11 protein-coding genes and 2 pseudogenes are annotated in these 18725 nt (G+C 63.1%); 11 read left to right on the forward strand and 2 right to left on the reverse strand.

Translation table 11 applies throughout. The annotated features are described in order from the left end of the window. The first annotated feature begins 47 nt into the window (after nucleotides 1–47). From LHU53_RS16700 to LHU53_RS16710, 3 genes are read left to right on the forward strand one after another with little or no spacing between them, the layout of a single operon-like run. Nucleotides 48–1103 (forward strand): NAD(P)/FAD-dependent oxidoreductase, encoded by a 1056-nt coding sequence (locus tag LHU53_RS16700; RefSeq protein WP_227333928.1) that lies wholly within the window; start codon nucleotides 48–50, stop codon nucleotides 1101–1103. Next, nucleotides 1100–2059 (forward strand): tRNA glutamyl-Q(34) synthetase GluQRS, encoded by a 960-nt coding sequence (gluQRS, locus tag LHU53_RS16705; protein WP_227333929.1) that lies wholly within the window; start codon nucleotides 1100–1102, stop codon nucleotides 2057–2059. The genes LHU53_RS16700 and gluQRS overlap by 4 nt, the downstream gene beginning before the upstream one ends. Beyond that, nucleotides 2056–5247, forward strand: a complete 3192-nt coding sequence (locus tag LHU53_RS16710) for an EAL domain-containing protein (protein WP_227333930.1) — start codon at nucleotides 2056–2058, stop codon at nucleotides 5245–5247. The genes gluQRS and LHU53_RS16710 overlap by 4 nt, the downstream gene beginning before the upstream one ends. Nucleotides 5248–5350: 103 nt before the next feature. Here the strand turns inward: LHU53_RS16710 and LHU53_RS16715 are convergent, their stop codons facing one another. Further along, entirely contained in the window at nucleotides 5351–8017 is a 2667-nt protein-coding gene (locus tag LHU53_RS16715; protein ID WP_227333931.1) for an EAL domain-containing protein, read from the reverse strand. A 69-nt stretch (nucleotides 8018–8086) separates the two neighbouring features. On the opposite strand from LHU53_RS16715, the gene trmB reads away from it, so the two are divergent. The 7 genes and pseudogenes from trmB (at nucleotide 8087) to LHU53_RS16750 (ending at nucleotide 17399) form a co-directional block, all read left to right on the forward strand. After that, nucleotides 8087–8830 carry a tRNA (guanosine(46)-N7)-methyltransferase TrmB gene (gene trmB / locus LHU53_RS16720; RefSeq protein WP_227333932.1) on the forward strand — a complete coding sequence of 248 codons (744 nt, stop codon included), beginning with the start codon at nucleotides 8087–8089 and terminating at the stop codon, nucleotides 8828–8830. A 76-nt stretch (nucleotides 8831–8906) separates the two neighbouring features. Next, nucleotides 8907–9722, forward strand: a complete 816-nt coding sequence (locus tag LHU53_RS16725) for a pseudouridine synthase (protein ID WP_227333933.1) — start codon at nucleotides 8907–8909, stop codon at nucleotides 9720–9722. A gap of 395 nt (nucleotides 9723–10117) precedes the next feature. Further along, nucleotides 10118–12136, forward strand: a pseudogene (locus LHU53_RS16730) (FAD-dependent oxidoreductase); the annotation flags it as partial. 108 nt (nucleotides 12137–12244) lie between these two features. Then, a pseudogene (locus tag LHU53_RS16735) lies at nucleotides 12245–13042 on the forward strand (crotonase/enoyl-CoA hydratase family protein); the annotation flags it as partial. Nucleotides 13043–13147: 105 nt separating this feature from the next. Then, entirely contained in the window at nucleotides 13148–13732 is a 585-nt protein-coding gene (locus LHU53_RS16740) for a hypothetical protein (protein ID WP_227333934.1), read from the forward strand. A 196-nt stretch (nucleotides 13733–13928) separates the two neighbouring features. Beyond that, nucleotides 13929–16655, forward strand: coding sequence for a pyruvate, phosphate dikinase (gene ppdK / locus LHU53_RS16745; RefSeq protein WP_227333935.1), 2727 nt, complete (start codon nucleotides 13929–13931; stop codon nucleotides 16653–16655). Between the two features lie 141 nt (nucleotides 16656–16796). Beyond that, on the forward strand, nucleotides 16797–17399 hold the full coding sequence (locus tag LHU53_RS16750; protein ID WP_227333936.1) for a DsbC family protein: 603 nt from the start codon (nucleotides 16797–16799) through the stop codon (nucleotides 17397–17399). Nucleotides 17400–17415: 16 nt separating this feature from the next. On the opposite strand, the gene LHU53_RS16755 is transcribed toward LHU53_RS16750, so the two are convergent. Continuing rightward, nucleotides 17416–18318, reverse strand: coding sequence for a DHH family phosphoesterase (locus LHU53_RS16755; protein WP_370632336.1), 903 nt, complete (start codon nucleotides 18316–18318; stop codon nucleotides 17416–17418). Between the two features lie 110 nt (nucleotides 18319–18428). On the opposite strand from LHU53_RS16755, the gene LHU53_RS16760 reads away from it, so the two are divergent. Then, the gene (locus tag LHU53_RS16760) at nucleotides 18429–18722 is read left to right on the forward strand and encodes a 2Fe-2S iron-sulfur cluster binding domain-containing protein (protein WP_227333938.1); all 294 of its coding nucleotides are present in this window, start codon (nucleotides 18429–18431) and stop codon (nucleotides 18720–18722) included. Nucleotides 18723–18725 lie beyond the last annotated feature (3 nt).

Below are 18725 nucleotides of genomic sequence, written 5' to 3' on the forward strand. Positions count from 1 at the left end.
TCAAATACAACACGACGCCCGCGTTTTTTACCTCTGGAGAACAACACATGAACAAATCCCCCCGCATCCGCCAACACATCGCCATCATCGGCGCGGGCATGGCGGGTGTCACCTGCGCACGCACGTTGACGCAGGCCGGCCACACCGTCACCCTGTTTGAAAAAAGCGCGGGCCTGGGCGGGCGCATGGCCACCCGCGACAGCGCTTTTGGCTCGTTTGACCACGGCACCCAGTATTTCACCGCGCGTGACCCGCGTTTTGTGATGGCGCTGGAAACCTCGCCCACCCTGGTCAAGCGCTGGAGCGCCAACGCGGTGCAAGTGATTGACGAAACCGGCCAGGTCAGCACATCGGCCTCGCCGGTCAACGAAGCGCACTGGGTCGGCGTGCCGGGCATGACGGCGCTGGTGGCCGGTTGGGCGCAGGAGCTGAAGGCGCCCAGCCAGATTGAGCTGCAAACCCGGGTGACCCTGATCGAGCCCGATGCGGTCAAACCCGGCCACTGGCAACTGCGCACCGAAGGTCCGGATGATGCGCGCCACGTGTACTCTGGCTTCAGCGCTGTGTTGCTGGCCATCCCCAGTGCGCAAGCGCAAAGCTTGCTACAAACCTCGAAGCTGGCCGAGGCCTGGATACCGCGGCTGGGCGAGGTCGAGATGGCGCCGTGCTGGACGCTGATGCTGGCTTTTCCGCAGGCCATGCAACCCGATCTGTCCACGCTGGGCCCGCAGTGGAGCGCTGCACGCAGCAAACACCACCGCATTGCCTGGCTGGCGCGCGAGTCCAGCAAACCCGGCCGCAGCCCGATCGAGCGCTGGACCGTACAAGCCAGCGCCGAATGGTCCAAGGAACATCTGCAGGACGACCCGGCGCGGGTGGAAGCCAAATTGCTCAAGGCCTTTGGCGAGGTCACCGGCATCCACGCCGAACCCGCCCATGTGGACAGCCAGCGCTGGCTGTACGCCAAAACCTCCCGCCCGCTGGGCCAAAGCCACCTGTTCAACGCCGACCAGGGGCTGGGCGTGTGCGGTGACTGGTGCCTGGGTTACCGGGTGGAAAGCGCCTTTGTCTCCGGGCTGGAACTGGCACTCTCGGTGGTGTGAACCCCTACACCGGTCGCTTCGCGCCCTCGCCCACCGGGCCATTGCATGCAGGCTCGCTGGTGGCGGCGCTGGCCAGCTGGCTGGACGCCTGCGCCCACGGCGGCCGTTGGCTGGTGCGCATCGAAGATGTGGACACCACCCGCTGCCTGCCCGGGTTGGACCGCATCATCCTGGCCCAACTGGCGCAATGTGGCCTGCACAGCGACCTGCCTCCGCTCTACCAGTCACAACGCAGCGCCGCCTACCAGCAGGCGCTGGAGGCGCTGGTGCAGCGCGGCTTGGCCTACCCCTGCGCCTGCACCCGCCAACAGATCCAAGCCGCGCTGGCGCAACACGGCACCGCCAAACCACGCCATGGCGAGCTGATTTACCCCGGCACCTGCCGCAACGGCCTGCACGGCGCTACGGCGCGGGCGTGGCGGCTGCGCACCGACCTGGCGCCCCCAACATCAGCCCTGACATCGTCGGTAAGCTGGGTTGACCGACGCCTGGGCGCCCAGCAGCAGGACGTGGCCTTTGACGTAGGCGACTTTGTCTTGAAACGCGCCGACGGCTGCTTTGCCTACCAGCTCGCGGTGGTGGTGGACGACGCGGCACAAGGCATCACCGACGTGGTGCGCGGCGAAGACCTGGCCGACAACACCGCGCGGCAGATCCTGCTGCAACGCGCGCTGGGCCTGCCCACGCCGCGTTACCTGCACACACCGCTGGTGCGGGGTGACAACGGCGAAAAACTCTCCAAGCAGAACGGCGCGGCGGCGCTGAACCTGCAAGACCCTTTGACCGCGCTGAACCAGGCCGCCCAGGCGCTTGGCCTGCCGCCACAGGCGGGCCCGGTGCCTGAAGCGTTGTTGTTCTGGAACCGCCAGTGGCAGGCCCTGTGGCAAGGGCGACAGGTTGCGGTTCCCAAAATACAAACGCCTGCACATAATGCGCTCGGGAGTACTCCAAAATGACACACCCTCTGGAAGCGACACTGTCCTTTGCCCGCGAGCCTGCACACTCTGTGACCGAGGCCAGCGAAGCCATTGTCGGGTTGCTAGGCTACACGGCGCGGCAATTTCTGGACGGATCGGTGCAATGGCACCAGCTGGTGCATGCCGATGACCAGGACATCATCGATTGGCTCTTTTCCCCAGACCTGACCCCCAGCCAGGGCATCTTCAACATCCGACTGCGTCACGCCGATGGCCGCATTCGCTGCCTCAAAGGTCACTACACCCTGACGCTGCCTGCAGACCAACCCGGCGACCTGCAACTTCGCCTGACAGACGTCAGAACCTTGCACCATGGCAGCCCGGCCATCTTTCTTCCCAACTTCATGGCGATGATGGAGAACACGGATGACTTCATCTACTTCAAGGACCGCAACCACGTTTTCACCGCAGCCAGCCAGACACTGGTGAGCGTCACCAAGGCCGCCAGACACTGGACAGACCTGATCGGTAAAACCGATTACGACGTGTTTCCCGAGGCTTATGCCGATTTGTATTACCGCCTGGAGAAACAGGTGTTTGTCGGCAACCCCATTGCCCACGAAGTTCAGGGCTACCTGGCCAACGACGGCCACGCCGGCTGGGTGGACAACCGCAAGTACCCCATGACCGACGCCCAAGGCAACATCATCGGCCTGTTTGGCATTGCCCGAGACATATCCGACCTCAAACGCGCCGAAAATACGCTGCTGGAGAGCGAACACAGCTTCAAGACAATTTTTGAGCAACTGCCGTCCATCTCGGTCCAGGGCTATGACCGCCAACGCCGGGTCATTTTCTGGAACCAGGCCAGCCAAACGCTATACGGATACACCCGTGAACAGGCACTGGGAAGTCAACTCGAAGACTTGATCATCCCGGAGCCGATGCGCGACACCGTCATCGGTTTGGTGGACGCGTGGTCCCGTGGCGGCCCGGCCATTCCGTCGTCTGAATTGACCCTGCAGAGCGCCAGCGGTGCACCAGTGGAAGTGTTTTCCAGCCACGTCATGGTCAACAACCACTCCGGCGCACCAGAGTTGTATTGCATCGACATCGACATCTCCGAGCGGAAAAAGGCAGAGGGCGCCATGCGCGCCAGCGAAACGTTTTTGCGCACCATCATTGACGAGATTCCTGACCCCTTGGTGCTCAAGGACGAGCATGGCAAGTTTCTGCTGGGCAACCGGGCCGTGGCGAATTTGTACAACACCACGCCCGAGGCCATGGTTGGCAAGGACGACGGCGACTTTGGCGTGCCTGCCGAGCTGGCGGCGTTTTTCCGGCAAAACGTGCTGGACATCATGGCCAAGGGCGACACCCAAGTGGTGTTTGAGGACAGCCGCGACGCCACGACCGGCCAGACCCGCCACTTTCGCTCCATCAAAAAGCCTTTCAAGAACGCTGAAGGCCGCAACCAGATTCTGGTGATAGCGCAAGACGTGACCGACCTGGTCACCGCCCAGCGCCAGGTGGCCGAGAGCGAGCAGCGCCTGCAACACGTGCTGGGCATCACCCGTGAAGGCATCTGGGACTGGCATGTCCCCACCAACCACGTCCAGCACAACCCGCAGTGGTACCAGACACTGCTCTACGCCGAGTCCGAGATTGCGCCCACGATAGAAGCGTTCACAACACTCATCCACCCAGATGACCGGGAGGTGGTCCACACCCGGATCGGCCAGCTGATCAGCGGCGCCACGTCCGCCTACTATTCCGAACACCGCATGTTGCGCAAGGACGGCCAGGTGCTGTGGGTGCAAGACCGTGGCCAGGTGGTGGAGCGGGACCCGCAGGGCCAGCCGGTGCGGGTGATAGGCAGCTTTGCCGACATCAGCTACCAGAAAGAGCATCAGAACTTCCTGGAACGCATCGCGCACTACGACACCCTGACCGGGCTACCCAATCGCGTACTGCTGGCCGACCGCATGCAGCAGGCCATGGTGCAGGCCAAGCGCCGTGGCACCCTGATGGCGGTGGCCTACCTGGACCTGGACGGCTTCAAAGCCGTCAACGACCGCTACGGCCACACCGTGGGTGACCAGCTGCTCACCTGCCTGGCGGGCCAGCTGCGAGCCATCATGCGCGAAGGTGACACCATGGCCCGACTGGGCGGTGACGAATTTGTCGCCGTGTTTGTGGACTTGCCCGAAATGCACAGCAGTGTGATGCTGATCAACCGCCTGCTGGAGGTGGCCGCGCGGCCCGTTGTGCTCCATGACGCGAGCCTGAAGGTCTCGGCCAGCGTGGGCGTCAGCTTCTATCCGCAGTCGGACGACACCGACGCCGACCAGTTGCTGCGCCAAGCCGACCAGGCCATGTACAGCGCCAAACTGGCGGGCAAAAACCGCTATCAGCTGTTCGACGCCGAACACGACCGCAGCCAGCGGGTGCGCCATGAAACACTGCAGCGCATCACGCAGGCGATGGCAGATGAAGAATTTGTCCTGTATTACCAGCCCAAGGTCAACCTGCGCACAGGCGAGGTGTTTGGTGCCGAGGCGCTGATCCGCTGGCAACACCCCCAACAAGGCTTGTTGGCGCCGGGCCGGTTTCTGCCCGACATCGAGAGCCATGCCATCAGCCTGGAGCTGGGCGAATGGGTGCTGCATACCGCCATGAAGCAATTGGCGGCGTGGGTGGCACAGGGGCTGAATCTGTCAGTGAGTGTCAACATCTCCGCCCACCACCTGCAACAACGCGACTTCGCCAGCAAGCTGCACAGCCTGCTGGCAGCCTACCCCGGGGTACCGCGCGATCACCTGGAACTCGAGGTGCTGGAGACCACGGCACTGGAAGAGCTCGACAACGTGGCCAGCGTCATCCGCGACTGTGCCAGCATGGGGGTGGGCTGTGCGCTGGATGATTTCGGCACCGGTTACTCCAGCCTGACCTACCTGAAACGCCTGCCCGCGCAGGTGCTCAAGATCGACCAGAGTTTTGTGCGCGACATGCTTGACGACCCCGAAGCCCGTGCCATTGTGGAAGGGGTGCTCGGGCTGGCGCGTGCCTTTGACCGCTGGGCGGTTGCAGAAGGGGCCGAAACCTTGGCCCACTGCGAGATGTTGTTAAACATGGGGTGTGACCTGGCGCAGGGCTACGGCATCGCCCGACCCATGCCCGCCGACCAGATGCCCGCCTGGGTGGCAGACTGGACAAGCCGGGTTTGAAGATGCAAAAACGGCTGTCATCCTTGGCTGTCATCCGGGGCACCGACCCAGCATCCACGCATTCGGGGCATGGCGAGCAGATCGCAGCCCACCCTGACCGACATCAACGCACCAGTTGCTGGTGGCGCACAAACACTTCAAATTCAGGCACCGGCAGCGGCTTGCTGAAGTAATACCCCTGCACCTCGTCACAGCCCTGCAGGCGCAGAAAAGCCAGCTGGCCCGCCGTTTCAACGCCTTCGGCAATGGTTTTCACGCCCAGGCTGGTGGCCAGGTTGATGATGGCGGTGACGATGGCCTTGTCATCCGGGTTGTCGCTGATGTCACGCACAAAACTCTGGTCGATCTTGAGCTTGGAGACATTGAACTTCTTCAGGTAGTTCAAGCTGGAATAGCCGGTGCCAAAGTCGTCAATCGACAGGCGGATGCCCTGATCACGCAGCTGGTTCATCAGCGCAATGGCGGCCAGCGGGTTGTCCATGGCCATGGCCTCGGTGAGTTCCAGCTCCAGGTACTCGGGCGGCAAGCCAGCCTCGTCCAGAATCTGCGTCACCATGGCCACCAGATTGGGGTGGCGGAACTGCACCGCCGACAGGTTCACCGCCACCACCATCGGTGCCATGCCCGCCTCGATCCAGCGCTTGAGCTGTGTCACCGCGCTGCGCAACACCCATTCACCCATGACCAGAATCTGGCCACTGTCCTCGGCCACCGGAATGAACTCAGCAGGCGACAAGCTGCCCAGCTCCGGATGCCGCCAGCGCAGCAAGGCCTCCGCCCCGATGATGTGACCGTCCTGCAGCGACAGCAGCGGCTGGTAATGCAAGCTCATCTCGCCACGCGCCAGGGCAAAGTGCATGGCGTTGACCAACTGCAGCTTGCGCGCTGCGTGGGACTGCATCTCCTGGGTGAAAAATGCAAAATTGTTGTGACTGGCCTGCTTGACGCGGTACATCGCGGTGTCGGCGTTTTTGGACAAAGTCTCAAAGTCCAGCCCGTCATACGGGTACAGCGCGATCCCGATGGACAAGGTGCTGACCAGCTCAGTGGTGTCGATCTTGAACGGTTCGTGCATGACGGCCAGCAGCTTCATCGCAATCTGACTGGCACTCTCCTCGGTCACCGAGGGCAACAGCAAAATGAACTCATCGCCGCCCATGCGCGACAGCGTGTCACCAGCGCGCAACGCGGCGCTCAGGCGCTGGGCCAACTGGACCAGCAGGCGGTCGCCCGTGCTGTGGCCCAGGGTGTCGTTGACATTCTTGAAGTGGTCCAAATCCAGAAACATCAGCGCAAGGCCCTCGCCACTGCGCTGCGCCAGTTGGCGTGCAAAGTCAAAACGCGCCTGCAACTGGCTGCGGTTGGGCAGGCCGGTGAGCTGGTCAAAGTGGGCCAGCTGGGTGATGCGTTCGTCCGCGCGTTTCTTCTCGGTGATGTCGCGGGTGATGGACAGAAAACAGTCCACATGGTCCAGACGCACCACGGCAACCGACATCAGCACCGTGATCAGCGTGCCATCCTTGCGGCAAAACTCTGCCTCCAGGTTGTTACAACAGCCCTCACGCCGCAAGCTATCGAGCATGCGGGTACGGTCTTCCAGGCAACGCCAGATACCGAATTCCAGCGAGGTTTTGCCAATCACGTCAGCGCGGCTCCAGCCGGTGAGGCGCTCAAACCCTTCATTCACATCAACGTAGGTGCTGTCAGACAAACGATTGATGTTCACCGCATCCGGGCTGGTGTGAAACGCCTTGCGGTAGCGCTCTTCGCTGTCGGCCAGGCTCAGCAGCGTGCGCCGACGATCCACCTCATCGGCAAAACGGTCCAGCGCGAAGCTGATGTCCATCGCCATTTCGAGCAACAGCGAGCGGGCCGCCTCATCGAAGGCATGGGGCTCGCCGGCATAGACTGTCAACAGGCCCGCCAGCTGGCCACGGCGACGCAGCGGCAAGGACGCGGCAGAACCCCAACCATACAGCTTGGTCCGGGCGTGGCAGACCTGGGCGGTCGGGTCATTGGCAAAGTCCTGAAACCAATAGGGTTCACCGTCACGCAAGGCCCGGTCAGACGGCCCCAGACCCTGGGCGCTGTCCGTGTCTGAGGCGATGACCAGGCCACTGAGGGCGTCAGCGCCCTCCCCCGACCAGGCCGCTGGCTCAATCATGCCGGTGGTGGCATCCATCAGCCCGATCCAGGCCAGCTTCATGCCACCAAACGTCACGGCAGCATCACAAATGGCGGGAAACAGTTCGGCCTCCGACTGGCAACGCACAATGGTCTGGTTGCACTGGCTCAGGGCGGCATACAGCTGGGTCAGGCGCTGCAGCTTGCGCTCGGCCAGGATGTGGGACGTCACGTCACGCGACAACACAATGAAGCTGACCGGCTGCCCCGGGCCGTTGTCTTTGCGTGACACCGACAGCTCAAACCAGGTCACGCCGCCAGGCAGCTTCAACTCGATGCGATGCCCGTGTGAATAACCCCGGCTATTGGCCTCCTGCAGTGCGGCCATGCATGCTTCGGCGGTGGCGGCTGGCAGCACCTCACGCATCGTCCTGCCCAGGAAATCCGCAGCCGGCGCGGCCAGCAGATCGGTGCGCGGCGAGTGGTAGTCCAGGTACCGGCCCTGCGGGTCCACCTCAAACATCAAGTCCGGCAAGGCATCCAGAATGGCCAGCAAGTGGCTCTCGGCCCGCACCACGGGCACGGCGGCCTGTGCTGGCAGGCTCGGCGCGTCGGGCGCTTGATTGAAGTCAAAAGGGTCGGTCATGGTGGTCGGCCCATTTTCATCGCTTTTTCCGGCAAATCTACAATCCGGCGCATATTGACTGCCCACACCATGACCCAAGACGCCGCCCCAGACTCCGCCCCCACCCACGCCACGCCCGAGCGGCGCGCCATCCGCAGTTTTGTCAAGCGTACCGGGCGCACCACCGCCGGGCAGACCAAGGCGCTCAATGAACTGGGGCCGCGTTTTCTCGTGCCTTACCAGTCAAGCCCGCTGGATTTTGCAGCGGCTTTCCAACAACCCCAGTCACCCCAGCCACTGGTGCTGGAGATTGGTTTTGGCATGGGCGAGGCCACCGCCCACATTGCCGCGCTGCTGCCCGACACCCACTTCCTGTGCTGCGAGGTGCATGACCCCGGCGTGGGCGCGCTGCTCAAACGCATGGGCGAACAAGACCTGAAAAACATCCGCATTTGCGCGCACGACGCGGTGGAGGTCATCGACCACATGCTGCCGCTGCAGTGCCTGGACGGTGTGCACATCTTTTTTCCTGACCCGTGGCACAAGGCGCGCCACAACAAACGCCGCCTGATCCAAAGCCCGCTGATCGCCAAGCTGGCTGCGCGCATCAAGGTGGGCGGTTATATCCACTGCGCCACCGACTGGCAGGAATATGCCGAGCAAATCCTGCAAGTACTGAGCGCCGAACCCTTGCTGAAAAACACCGCGCTGGCCACCCACCCGGAATTGTTGGGCTACGCCCCCAAGCCACATTACCGCCCGCTCACCAAGTTTGAAAACCGCGGCCTGAAACTGGGCCACGGCGTGTGGGACATCGTTTTTGAGCGGGTTTAAGCCGCCTGTCCGCAACGGCATCGGCCCCAGTTGCGTCGCCCTGCCCGGTGGGCCGTGGCCGACCTTGATCGATTTTTTGACTCAGCGCTTTCCCAACGTCAGCCCGGCCACCTGGTTACAACGCATGGCCCAAGGTGATGTGCTGGACGAATCGGGCACCGGCATCACGCCAGAGCGCGCCAGCCAGCCGCCCTACCCGGCCCACACCCGCCTGTTTTATTACCGCGAGGTGCCGCATGAGCCGCCGATCCCGTTCGAGGCGTTGGTGCTGTACCAGGACAAGCATCTGCTGGTGGTGGACAAACCGCACTTTTTGCCGGTCGTGCCCTCCGGCGGCTACCTGAGTGAGACGGTGCTGGTGCGGCTCAAGCGCCAGCTGGGTCTGGACGACCTGGTGCCGATTCACCGCATTGACCGCGACACCGCCGGCTTGGTGATGTTCTCCAAGCGCCCTGAGTCGCGCGCCGCCTACAACGCGCTGTTCAGCCAGCACCGGGTTCAGAAAACTTACCACGCCATCGCACCCTGGCGTGCGGATATTCCGATGCCGCAGGTGCGCCAGAGCCGCATCCAGGAGGCCGGGCATTTCATGCTGCAGCACGAGGTGGATGGCCCGGTCAACGCAGTGACCCACATCAACGCGCTGGAGGTGCGCGGCACACTGGCGCGCTACGAGCTCAAACCCGTGACCGGCCAGCGGCATCAGTTGCGGGTGCACATGCTGGCGCTGGGCTTGCCGATTCTGAACGATGGTCTGTACCCGGTGCTGACGCCCGAGGGTCAGCTGGACCATGCCAAACCACTGCAACTGCTGGCCAGAGAGTTGGCCTTTACCGACCCGGTGAGTGGTCAGGCGCTGCATTTTGTGAGCCAGCGCGAGTTGGTGTTCTGAGCGACTTGGGGCACAAAGGCCCGCCGAACGGGGGTAACGTCAAATATCAATTGATGATGCCCACGTTTTCAGCATTGACCCGCGGCGCGCGTCGGGTGTCCAACTCCGCGGCTGTCCCCCGAAAGCGGCCTGCGGCCACTTTCTCCTCCTTGATTTGGCAAAACCCCAAGTCCACGCTGCGTCGGACACCCAACACACGCCGCTGACCACCGTTGGGGGCATTTCATAAATCGAGGTGTTCATGATGTTCACCTTGTTCGTTAGGGACGGCACTCTACGCGGCCTTTTCTCAAAGGCCACCAGCGCGCCTAAACTGCTTGGCTGTGGTTGCGATTGACAACCCCGCCCTGCGCTGCTCCGGCAACGCGACCTGAAAAATAACTGAGGACGACGTCATGACCCCCTACCCCCACCTGCTTTCGCCGCTGAACCTGGGCTTTACCACGCTGCCGAATCGCGTCCTCATGGGCTCGATGCACGTCGGGCTGGAAGAAGTCAAGGACGGTTTCAACCGCATGGCCGCGTTTTATGCCGAGCGTGTCAAAGGCGGTGTGGGTCTGATCGTGACCGGTGGCATCGCCCCCAATGACCGCGGCCGCCCGATGCCCGGTGGTGCCCGGCTGACCACCGAGGCGGAGGCCGACAAACACCGTGTCGTGACCCATGCGGTGCATGAAGCAGGTGGCAAGATCGCCATGCAGATCCTGCACTTTGGCCGCTACGCCTACCACGACCAACTGGTGGCGCCCAGCGCCCTGCAAGCGCCGATCAATCCGATGAAACCCAAGGCGCTCAGCACCGAGGAGGTCTACCAGACGGTGGACGACTTTGTGCGCTGCGCGGCGCTGGCCCAAAGCGCAGGGTACGACGGCGTGGAGATCATGGGCAGCGAGGGCTACCTGATCAATGAATTCATTGCCGCGCGCACCAATGCGCGCGACGACGAATGGGGCGGCAGTTATCACAACCGCATCCGGTTCCCGGTGGAAATTGTGCGCCGCACGCGCGAGGCCGTGGGCGCCAATTTCATCATCATCTTCCGCCTGTCGATGCTGGACCTGGTGGAAGGCGGCTCCACGCTGCCTGAAGTGGTTGAACTCGCCCAGGCGCTGGAGAAAGCGGGCGCCAGCATCCTCAACACCGGCATCGGCTGGCATGAGGCGCGCATTCCCACCATCGCCACCAAAGTCCCCCGCGCCGCCTGGGCCTGGGTGACCAAACAGCTCAAAGGCACGGTGACCATCCCGCTGGTGGCCACCAACCGCATCAACACGCCCGAGGTGGCCGAACAGCTGCTGGCGGACGGCTTTTGCGACATGGTCTCGATGGCGCGCCCGCTGCTGGCCGACCCCGAGTTTGTCAACAAGGCCGCGCAGGGCCGCGCCAACGAGATCAACACCTGCATCGGCTGCAACCAGGCCTGCCTGGACCACACCTTTGCGGGCAAGGTGACCAGTTGCCTGGTGAACCCGCGCGCCTGCCACGAAACGCTGATGCCCCTCACCCCCGCCGCCCGGCGCGACAAGATCGCCGTGGTCGGCGCGGGCCCGGCCGGCCTGGCCTTGGCCACCGCCGCCGCCCAGCGCGGGCTGGACGTGACGCTGTTTGACGGCGCCGCAGAGATTGGCGGCCAGTTCAACATCGCCAAACAGATTCCGGGCAAAGAGGAGTTTTTTGAGACCCTGCGCTATTTCGGCAAGCAGATTGAACTCACCGGCGTCAAACTGCAGCTGAACCACCGCGTCAGCGCGGCCGAACTCATCGCCGGCGGTTACAGCGACATCGTGTTGGCCACCGGCGTGACACCGCGCACCCCGCCGATTGACGGCATAAACCACGCCAAAGTGCTCGGTTATCTGGACGTGCTGCGTGACAAAAAGCCGGTGGGCCAGCACGTGGCGCTGATTGGTGCGGGTGGCATCGGGTTTGATACCGCAGAATTTTTGCTGCACAGCGGCGTGAGCCCAAGCCAGAGCGCCCTCAAGTTTTTCACCGAATGGGGCGTGGACACCACCTACGCCGAGCGCGGCGGCCTGAAAGAACCGCATCTCGAAGCCAACCCGCGCAAGGTGGTTCTGCTGCAGCGCAAGGCCAGCAAGGTCGGTGAGGGCTTGGGCAAAACCACCGGCTGGATTCACCGCACCTCGCTGAAAAACCGCCAAGTCGAGATGTTGGCCGGGGTGACTTACCGCCGGATCGACGACGATGGCTTGCACATCACGGTGGGTGAGCGCGAGATGACGCTGGCGGTGGACAACGTGGTGATCTGCGCCGGCCAAGAGCCGCAACGCGAATTGCAGGCCGAGTTGCTGGCGGCTGGCTGCCGCGTGCACCTGATTGGCGGCGCTGACAAGGCCGAGGAGCTGGACGCCAAACGCGCCATCCAACAAGGCACCGAACTGGCGATGAAGCTGGGGCAAGCCAGCGCACTTGCCACCAGCACGCCCACCCTGCCGTCACAGATTTTGCCCCTCTCGTCCACATCCGGCCCTGACAAAAGCAGCAGCATGGTGTACGACACCCTGAACGTCAGCCTGACTGACCACATCGCCACCATTCGCCTGAACCGCCCCGACAAGGCCAACGCCATGAACCTGGCCATGTGGCACGAGCTTCGCCGCGCCTTCCAGTGGGTCGATGCCACGCCCGAGGCCCGCGTGGCGATTCTGGAGGGCGAAGGCAAAGCCTTCACCGCCGGCATCGACCTGCAGATGATGATGGGCCTGGGGGACCAGATCCAGAACGACTGCGAAGCCCGCACCCGCGAAAACCTGCGTCAGGTGATCCTGGATTTGCAGGACACCCTGACTTCTCTTGAGCGCTGCCGCAAACCGGTGCTGGCCGCCATCCATGGCGCCTGTGTGGGCGGCGGCATCGACCTGATTTGTTGCGCCGACATGCGCTACTGCGCCAGTGATGCGAGCTTTTGCATCAAGGAAATCGACATCGGCATGACCGCCGACGTGGGCACCCTGCAGCGCCTGCCCAAACTGATTGGTGAAGGTTTGGCGCGCGAACTGGCCTACACCGCACGCCGGTTTGGCGCGGAAGAGGCCTTGCAGATGCGGCTGGTCAACCGCGTGTTTGACTCGCGCGTGGCCTTGCAAACCGGCGTGCGCGAGATCGCTGCCACCATCGCCGCCAAGTCGCCCTTGTCGATCAGGGGTGTGAAGGAAATGATCACGTATGCCCGAGACCACTCGGTGGCCGACGGCTTGAACTATGTGGCCACCTGGAACGCCGCCATGCTGCTCAGCAATGACCTGCAGGAAGCCATGATGGCCAACATGGGCAAGCGCCAACCGGTGTTCAAGGACTGAACCACCCAGGCAGCTTCTGGACTGGGCACTCTAGCGGGTTAGGGTGCGTTGACTAGGCTTCCTCCAGACAATAAAGGGACATCCAGTCACTCTTTAGGAGCCATCATGAGCACCAAAAAACTCGCCACTGTCACGTGCCACGTGATCAGTTCATACGGCAACACCGCGTCCAACGTGATCCACGCTTACCGCTCGGGCGGCGAGCGTGTGGTCAAGCTGCTGGACCGGCGCTGGAACGGCGCCTTGCGCCAGTCCCGCTCGCAACTGGCCGCCGGTGTGGCCAAAAATGCCACCACCTTCCAGCAGGCCATGCACAAATACTCGCTCAAGGGTCTGACACTGTCCTCGGGCGGCGCGCAGGGCCTCGTCAACCAGGTGGTCAAACTCGCCGATGCCGGGGTGACCACCTTGTCCGCTGGCGCGAACCGCCTGGAAGACAAAACCGGTGTGCACGTGTTGAGCACCCTGGCCCAGGCCGTGTTGCCTGGCGCGCGCCTGCTCGACACCCTGGCTGGCCGGATCGAGCAAACCTCGGCCAACCTGGCCACACGCATTGCGGGTGACAACGTGGTGATCAGCGTGGCCAAGCGCGCTGCCTCTGCAACACGCAAACCGCGCACGGCGGCCCGCACAGCAACCCGCAAGCCACGCCCGGCCGCCGCTGCTGCCGCAGCCGCAACAGCCGCCTGAGCGCACGGGATTCAACCTGCCAGACTGTCCCGTGGCTCAAATATGCACGGAATAGTCTGGCAATACTCCCACCCTTGACCCTGCCCGGACACAGGCACATACTGCACTGAGCGGGGCTTGTCTGCCTTGGTTCTGATGACGCCTGATGAGGCAGACCCCTTGACGGTTTCGACTTGTTCAACTCAGGGTCTGCATCATGAAAACCACACCCCAATACGTCTATCGCTTTGGCAGCAGCCGCACCGAGGGCAGCGCCGACATGAAAAACCTGCTCGGCGGCAAAGGGGCCAACCTAGCCGAGATGTGTCGCTTGGGGCTGACCGTGCCCGCAGGTTTCACCATCAGCACCGAGGCCTGCACTGCTTTTATCGAGCTGGGGCGCGACAAGGTTCTGACACTGATCCAAGACGAGGTGTTGCAGGGCGTCGCGTTTGTCGAGTTGGAGATGGGCCGCCGCTTTGGCAACGCGGCTGACCCGCTGCTGCTGTCGGTGCGCTCCGGCGCCCGCGCCTCCATGCCGGGCATGATGGACACCATCCTGAACCTGGGCCTCAACGACGATGCCGTGCTGGGCCTGGCGGCCCGCTCAGGCAACGACCGCTTTGCCTGGGATTCCTATCGCCGCTTCATCCAGATGTATGGCGACGTGGTGATGGGGCTCAAACCGCTGTCCAAGGAAGAACACGACCCGTTCGAGATCATCCTGGACACCCTGAAAGAAAAGCGGGGCGTCAAGCTCGACACCGATCTGACCGCGCCCGACCTCCAAGAACTGGTGCAACGCTTCAAGGCGTTGATCCGTGCCCGCACCGGCCACGACTTTCCGACCGACCCGTGGGATCAACTCTGGGGCGCCATCTGGGCGGTGTTCGAGAGCTGGAACACCCCGCGCGCGCTGGTTTACCGCGAGCTCAATGACATTCCCCAATCGTGGGGCACGGCGGTGAACGTGCAGGCCATGGTGTTTGGCAACCTGGGCGACCAAAGTGCCACCGGCGTGGCCTTCACGCGTGACGCGGGCACCGGGGAAGACCTGTTCAACGGCGAGTTTTTGGTCAACGCCCAGGGCGAAGACGTGGTGGCGGGCATCCGCACACCACAACAGATTTCGCTGGTGGGCTCACGCCGCTGGGCAGAGCTAGCGCAAGTGGGTGAGGCGGAGCGCGCCAGCCGGTTCCCTTCGCTGGAAGAACTCATGCCCGGTATTTACGCGCAGTTGCTGCACTTTGAGACCACGCTGGAGAACCATTTCAAGGACATGCAGGACATCGAGTTCACCATCCAGGAGGGCAAGTTATGGATGCTGCAAACCCGCAACGGCAAACGCACCGGCTCGGCCATGGTGCGCATCGCCATGGAGATGCTGGACCAAGGTTTGATCGACGAAAAAACAGCCATCCTGCGGGTGGCACCAGACCGGCTCAACGAGTTGTTACACCCGGTGTTTGACCGGCAGGCGCTCATTGATGCCACCCCCATCGCACGTGGCCTGCCCGCCTCGCCCGGCGCGGCCACCGGCCAGATCGTGTTTTTTGCCGATGAAGCCGAAGCCTGGGCCAAGAAGGGCAAGGCCGTGATTCTGGTGCGCCAGGAAACTTCGCCCGAGGACCTGCGCGGCATGAGTGTGGCCAAAGGCATCCTCACCGCGCGCGGTGGCATGACCTCGCACGCGGCGGTGGTGGCGCGCGGCATGGGCAAATGCTGCGTCTCGGGCGCTGGGGCAGTGCATGTGGACATGAAGGCACGCTGCATGCGCATCGGCACCACCGATTACCTGGAAGGCGAGTGGATCTCCCTCAACGGCACCACTGGCGAGGTCTATCTGGGCAAGATTGCCACCCGCGACGCCGAACTGAGCGGCGATTTTGGCAAACTGATGGCGCTGACCGACCAGCACAGACGCATGGAAGTGCGCACCAACGCCGACACGCCCGACGAGGCCCGCATGGCACGCAGTTTTGGCGCCACCGGCATTGGCCTGTGCCGCACCGAACACATGTTTTTTGAAGGTGAACGCATCACTGCCGTGCGCGAAATGATCCTGGCCGACAACGAGGCCGAGCGGCGCAAGGCACTCACCAAACTGCTGCCCATGCAGCGCGGCGACTTCGAGGGCCTGTTTGAAGCGATGAGCGGCCTGCCGGTGACGATTCGCCTGCTGGACCCGCCGCTGCACGAGTTTTTGCCGCACGACGAGGCCAACCAGCGCCTGATGGCAGCCGACATGAACGTCTCGCTGGGCAAAGTCAAGATGCGGGTGGAAGAGTTGCACGAGTTCAACCCGATGATGGGCCACCGGGGTTGTCGGCTGGGCATCAGTTACCCGGAAATCACCGAGATGCAGGCGAGAGCCGTGTTTGAGGCGGGTCTCAACATGCGCGCCAAAGGCATCGACGTGAAGGCTGAAATCATGGTGCCGCTGGTGGGCACCGTGCGCGAGTTCAACCTGCAGGCCGACGTGATCCGCCGCACCGCGGCCACCGTGTTTACCGAGCGCGGCGAGACCCTGCCCTATATGTTGGGCACCATGATCGAAACGCCACGCGCCGCGCTGGTGGCCGACAGCATCGGTGCGCAGGCCGAGTTTTTCTCGTTTGGCACCAACGACCTGACGCAGATGACCCTGGGTTTCTCGCGCGACGATGCGGGCACCTTCCTGCCCGACTACATCAAGCACGGGGTCTACGAGCACGACCCGTTTCGCAGCATCGACCAGGTGGGTGTGGGTGCGCTGGTGCAGATGGCGGTGCAAAAAGGCCGCAGTGCGCGCCCCGACATCGAGGTCGGCGTGTGTGGTGAACACGGTGGTGACCCGGCCTCGGTGGCCTTTTTCCACCGCGCCGGGCTGGACTATGTGAGCTGTTCACCCTACCGGGTGCCGATTGCCCGGCTGGCGGCGGCCCAGGCGGCGATCACCGGTTAGGGCATCCGCCCTCTCCTTTTGGGAGAGGGCTTGGGTGAGGGATGCGTACACAGCTTGCTCTGCGACATTCCCCCGCGTCAGCGTGTTGAAATGGGTCGCCAATTTATACTGCCCGCCACTTTCAACACCCACCGACACACCATGAATGTCCGACCGCTCACCCTGCCCCTGATGACTGCCCTGGCCTTGACGCTGGCTGCCTGCTCCAAAACGGGCGAACCGCCTGCCAGCACCACCGCAACAGCCGCACCCGCCGCTGCCACGGCCCCCATGAGTGGCTCGTTGTATGACACCGCCGCCACCGGCAAGGGCTTCACCGTGGGCGCGATGATGAGTGCGCAACCGGTCTACGTGTTGTTCGAGCCCCAGTGCCCGCACTGCGGTCGCTTGTGGGAAGCCTCCAAAGAGCTGCAAAGCAAGGTGAAGTTTGTCTGGATTCCGGTGGCCTTCAACCAGGGCAAGAGCCTGGCGCAGGCCGCGACCCTGTTGTCAGCCACCAACCCGCTGGAGACCATGAACGAGCATGAAAAATCGCTGCTCGGCGGCACCGGCGGCATTTCGGCCTCCAGCAGCATCCCGCCCGATCTGGAGGCCGGCATCAAAGCCAACACCCAGTTGTTGACGACGCTGGGGCAGGATTCGGTGCCTTTTTTGGTGGCCAAGAACCGTCGCACGGGTGAAATTGTCAGCCACAGCGGCGCTATGGACACCGCGGCGCTGGCCCAGCTGCTGGGCGTGGAATAAGCGCGGCTGGGGCGGCTTACGCGTTGAGGGTGCCGCCCAGCAAGTCGGGCAGCCGTTCACGCGTCATCTTGAAACCACAGGCTTGGGCGTGACCGCCACCGCCCATGCTCTCAGCCAGCGGGATACAACTGAAGCCTGAGCGCGACCGCAGACCACACTTGACCAGGCCTGACTTGTCCACCGCCCACAGCAAAGCAAAGGTTCCCGACTTCTCACACAGGATGTCACCCACCAGGCTATGAAACACACTGGGCACATTGGCCATCAGGCCCGGCACACCGTTGAAGGTGAGCGGCTGCGCCGCTTCCGCCATGCCCTGCGCCAGTTTGACGAACTTCTCGTCCATGGCCCGACCGCGCTCAATGAACAGCTGCAAGTCTGCACCCTGCAGACCGGCAATCACCTGCCAGCGGGCAAAGTCAAACGCCTCCATGTCCAGCGCCGCAAGAAACCCTGCGCTCTCGGGGTATTGCCAGACCCAGATGTCGCGGTCTTCCACGTACTTGACCAGGTCAGGCACCGGCAGCTGCGGGTGAAAAAACTCCCAGGCCAGGCGCGAACCCGACTTGCCCATGTCAAAGTGCACCACACCACAGCGGCACTGAAAACCGGTCAGCTTTTCGGCCGCACTCAAATGGTGGTCCAGCACCACCAGTTTGGCCGCCACCGCCTCGATCTGGCGCAGCAGCGGCTCGGCAAAAGAAAAATCCAGAATGTAGACCGCGCGCCCCGACACATCGGGCAAATCTGCCAGGGTTTTCACGTCGCCATGGTCCAGCGCCAAAAACTCGGCCTGACCGTCGTAGTACAACCAGGCCGCCAATGCGGCGGCGAAACCGTCAGGACAACTGCGGCCGTGGTAGATCACCAGGGGCCTGGGATCTTTTTTGTCAGGGGAAACCGATAAATTCAAAGGCATGGTGATCACTCTTTCAAACATCCGACAAACATCAACGCTATTCTATGAGTAGCTAGCTACCCAGCATCAATCGCCACTGATCGCGCTTCCACTCACACCTGACCCACCCCATGAGCACGCCCCATGCCCCGCCATTTTTCACCGGCCACACCCTGCCTGACGGCCAACCCTTTGACGCCTGGACCGAGCAGCCCCTGCTGATGTCGCTGGAAGCGGGCGGTCTGGATTGGCCCAGCTCCTGCCGCAACGGCACCTGCCGTACCTGTATCGGCAAGCTCGAAAGCGGTCAGATTCGTTATGAGACCGCCTGGCCCGGGGTCAGCGCCGAGGAAAAAGCCGCGGGCTACCTGCTGCCCTGTGTGGCTTACCCGTGTTCAGATGTGACCCTGCGCCGGCTGGACTGACGC

It is taken from the genome of Rhodoferax sp. U2-2l, from assembly GCF_020594515.1.
Taxonomy (GTDB): Bacteria; Pseudomonadota; Gammaproteobacteria; order Burkholderiales; family Burkholderiaceae_C; genus Rhodoferax.

What these genes read in the sequence shown, in the direction of transcription:
- LHU53_RS16700 (WP_227333928.1), top strand. Translation starts at nt 48, where the DNA reads ATGAACAAATCCCCCCGCATCCGCCAACACATCGCCATCATCGGCGCG.
- LHU53_RS16750 (WP_227333936.1), top strand. Translation starts at nt 16,797, where the DNA reads ATGAATGTCCGACCGCTCACCCTGCCCCTGATGACTGCCCTGGCCTTG.
- LHU53_RS16755 (WP_370632336.1), bottom strand. Translation starts at nt 18,318, where the DNA reads ATGCCTTTGAATTTATCGGTTTCCCCTGACAAAAAAGATCCCAGGCCC.
- LHU53_RS16740 (WP_227333934.1), top strand. Translation starts at nt 13,148, where the DNA reads ATGAGCACCAAAAAACTCGCCACTGTCACGTGCCACGTGATCAGTTCA.
- ppdK (WP_227333935.1), top strand. Translation starts at nt 13,929, where the DNA reads ATGAAAACCACACCCCAATACGTCTATCGCTTTGGCAGCAGCCGCACC.
- LHU53_RS16760 (WP_227333938.1), top strand. Translation starts at nt 18,429, where the DNA reads ATGAGCACGCCCCATGCCCCGCCATTTTTCACCGGCCACACCCTGCCT.
- trmB (WP_227333932.1), top strand. Translation starts at nt 8,087, where the DNA reads ATGACCCAAGACGCCGCCCCAGACTCCGCCCCCACCCACGCCACGCCC.
- LHU53_RS16710 (WP_227333930.1), top strand. Translation starts at nt 2,056, where the DNA reads ATGACACACCCTCTGGAAGCGACACTGTCCTTTGCCCGCGAGCCTGCA.
- LHU53_RS16715 (WP_227333931.1), bottom strand. Translation starts at nt 8,017, where the DNA reads ATGACCGACCCTTTTGACTTCAATCAAGCGCCCGACGCGCCGAGCCTG.